This window comes from Dysgonomonas sp. Shenzhen-Wh21 (assembly GCF_043392705.1).
Lineage (GTDB): Bacteria > Bacteroidota > Bacteroidia > Bacteroidales > Dysgonomonadaceae > Dysgonomonas.
In genome coordinates this window covers 1-3,445 of sequence record NZ_JAIXHZ010000002.1, presented here as the reverse complement: position 1 = coordinate 3,445, position 3,445 = coordinate 1, and the positions used below count along the sequence as shown (strand labels likewise).

Here is a 3,445-nt window from a genome sequence, read left to right as displayed (position 1 = left end):
TGATTGCAGGTATTCCTGTACGGTTACGAACTAGGGTCTTTAGTCCGCCCGGGGACAACGGTGCTACAAGCCAGAGAAATACCTCGTCGGCTTCCGGTTCCTAACGTATCGGCTCTCTACAATGTAAATGCGCCTGCCACAAAACCAACTCAAGAACCATTATGGTGGCAAGTAGCTCAAGGAAATTAATTATAGTAGAGCTAAGTTTAATTAAATACTCAGTTTTTTAAAAGAAAATAATATGAAACAAATAAGATATATTTCAGTCCTGTTATTATTACTCCTAGGATTTGCATCTTGCGAAACATACGGAGACTATGAAATAGAATACTCTTCTATCCATCCTTTGGGAGGCAAGTATAGAGTGATTGTAAAAGATGAAGCCGGAAAACAGGTATATAAAAACTACTGTGAAATTTCTAATACTTCTGATGAATCAAAAACTCAATGTTGGATACGTATTGGTAGCTATTCACTAAGTGGAGCAAATGCTTACTCTATTAATGGTAAAATCAATTGCGACTTAACAACGCTCAGTTTTTCAGGAAGTAATATCGAAAATCTAGCAGGAAACGTTGCTTCTTCAACAAATACATTTACATTGACAGATGGAAAGATTATTTTGAAAGGAGCCACTGCTCCCTCAGGTACTGTTTCCGATTCGATACATTTCACTTTTACGAATTCTCGCTTTCCCGGAAAGACGTATACAGCTGAAGGCTATCGTTTTACAGGATGGTCTGAAGATTGATCATATAAGTTGAAAGTATCAATAAAAAGGAGAGTGAGCGCGCTCCTTCAATTACGCGCTCTTTATACAAACACGCTTTTAATGCAGTGATGCGTCAAACTTTAAAGAGACCGAATTCGGTCTCTTTGCTTTTTTATATACTTACAACTATACAAACCTTAAAAAATTGAATAACGAAGCCTCTATTCAGAGATACTCAATTGCTATTTATTAATCAAATTTTCCATCTCTTAGTAATAATCTAGACACCTTTTTCAGTACCTTTGCCCCCAATTAAATATAAGATAGATTAAGAATATGGCCCACTCGTCATTATTAGAAAGACTTGATGCACTGAATATCCGCTTTGAAGAGATAGGGAAACTTATTACAGACCCTGCCGTAATTGCTGATATGAAGAGATACGTCAAACTGAATAAAGAATATCGCGATTTAGAAAAAATAGATATAGCACGTAGAGAATACAAACAGCTACTAGCCACGATAGATGAAGCAAAAGGTATCCTTGAAAACGAAGATGACTCTGAATTAAGAGAAATTGCAAAAGAGGAAATGGATGCCGCTAATGAACGTATGCCTAAGTTGGAAGAAGAAATAAAGTTTCTTTTAGTTCCGGCTGATCCTCAAGATAGCAAAAATGCAATCATGGAAATACGTGGAGGAACAGGAGGTGACGAAGCCGCTATTTTTGCAGGAGACCTTTATCGTATGTATCAGAAATACTGTGAAGTAAAAGGCTGGAAAACAGAGATTACAAGCGTTACCGAGGGAACTTCCGGGGGATTCAAAGAAATTATATTTACTGTAACTGGCGAAGGCGTATACGGCATTCTAAAATACGAATCAGGAGTGCATCGCGTTCAACGTGTCCCTGCAACCGAAACTCAAGGACGTGTACATACCTCTGCTGCCACTGTTGCCGTATTACCCGAAGCCGAGGAGGTTGACGTGGAGATAAACCCTGCTGATGTTGAAATGCAGACTGCCCGTTCGAGTGGTGCGGGAGGACAGAATGTAAATAAGGTTGAAACCAAAGTACAGCTAACGCACAAGCCGTCAGGTCTGGTCGTTGTATGCCAGCAATCAAGATCTCAATTAGCCAATAGAGAGCTTGCTATGCAAATGTTGAGAACAAAGCTTTATGATATAGAGCTATCTAAATATATGGATGCAATAGCTTCGAAACGTAAGACAATGGTATCGACAGGCGACCGCTCGGCTAAGATTAGAACATACAATTATCCGCAAGGAAGAATGACTGATCACAGAATCAATCTAACCTTATATAACTTATCTGCAGTAATGGATGGAGAAATCCAGCCAATTATAGACCAATTGATAATTGCGGAAAATACCGAAAGACTTAAAGAAAGCGAAATGTAAAAAATAAAAAGGATTAGAAATAAGACAAAAGCGACTCTAATTTTGAAGATACAAATATGACAAAGCAAGAATTATTTGAGAATATTAAAAGAAAAAAATCTTTCCTCTGCGTGGGGTTAGATACCGATATAAATAAAATCCCTTCTTTTTTATTAGATGAAGAAGATCCTATCTATGCTTTCAATACAGCAATAATAGATGCGACTGCAAAATATTGTGTTGCATACAAACCCAATACTGCATTCTACGAAAGCCAGGGTGTAAAAGGGATCGTGGCTTTACACAAAACGATAGAATATATTCGTCTGAGATACCCCGATCAATTTATTATACTAGATGCTAAGCGAGGAGACATCGGTAATACATCGGAGATGTACGCCATGTCTGCATTCGAAGACCTGAAAGCCAGTGCTATCACCGTAGCTCCTTATATGGGAGAAGATAGCGTGAAGCCTTTTATTAAATATGCTAATAAATGGGTTATCCTATTAGCCCTTACTTCTAATAAGGGTTCTTATGACTTCCAGTTGACAGAAGATAAGAACGGCGAGCGTCTTTTCGAAAAGGTACTCAAAAAATCTCAGGAATGGGCTACAGAGGAGCAATTGATGTATGTAGTAGGAGCTACACAAGGAGAAATGTTTGCTGATATTCGCAAATATGCGCCAAATCATTTTTTACTTGTTCCGGGTGTAGGCGCACAAGGTGGAAGCCTTGCCGATGTCGTAAAGTATGGGATGAATTCGCAATGTGGATTACTTGTAAATTCTTCTCGTGCGATAATTTATGCAGACAGCTCTGTAAACTTTGCTTTTGCAGCGACAGCCGAAGCAAAAAAAATACAAGAAGAAATGGCTACATACTTAGCGAATTTAACTTGATCATTTTTCACCCGTCGATATTAAATCCTTTCTAGTTTTTATTTTAAAGAAACAAGGATTGTAATATTAGACATACAAATAAAAGAACTCCGAAGTTGTTTACAGGAACGACTTCGGAGTTTTTCTATTAATATATTCAAGACATAATTGAACAAAAAAATAAGTCAATTATAAAATTAATAATCCGCAAGTAAAAATATTATGTTTTTTTATAAAAAAGATACAACTTTTTTATTCCTTTGTAGCAAATTTCAATAAATGAAATTCAGAATAATTGAAGACCAGCTCATATAATATTCATTTTAATATTTTCAGCACGTTAACCTAAACAGGCAGATAGATGAAATCGCCTTTAAAGGGGTAGATAACAATGAAATTTACCTTTATATTCTGTAAGAAATAATTAATAAATACTTAATATAATATTGTC

At 36.6% G+C, this 3,445-nt stretch carries 4 protein-coding genes; all 4 read left to right on the top strand.

Annotation, left to right across the window (positions count from 1 at the left end; translation table 11 throughout):
• The first annotated feature begins 60 nt into the window (after positions 1–60).
• Positions 61–189, top strand: a complete 129-nt coding sequence (locus tag LDB17_RS00050) for a hypothetical protein (protein WP_393924810.1) — start codon at positions 61–63, stop codon at positions 187–189.
• A 52-nt stretch (positions 190–241) separates the two neighbouring features.
• Entirely contained in the window at positions 242–751 is a 510-nt protein-coding gene (locus tag LDB17_RS00045) for a lipid-binding protein (RefSeq protein ID WP_252639143.1), read from the top strand.
• Between the two features lie 297 nt (positions 752–1,048).
• Positions 1,049–2,134 (top strand): peptide chain release factor 1, encoded by a 1,086-nt coding sequence (gene prfA / locus LDB17_RS00040; protein ID WP_252639141.1) that lies wholly within the window; start codon positions 1,049–1,051, stop codon positions 2,132–2,134.
• A gap of 56 nt (positions 2,135–2,190) precedes the next feature.
• On the top strand, positions 2,191–3,015 hold the full coding sequence (gene pyrF / locus LDB17_RS00035) for an orotidine-5'-phosphate decarboxylase (RefSeq protein WP_252639139.1): 825 nt from the start codon (positions 2,191–2,193) through the stop codon (positions 3,013–3,015).
• Positions 3,016–3,445 lie beyond the last annotated feature (430 nt).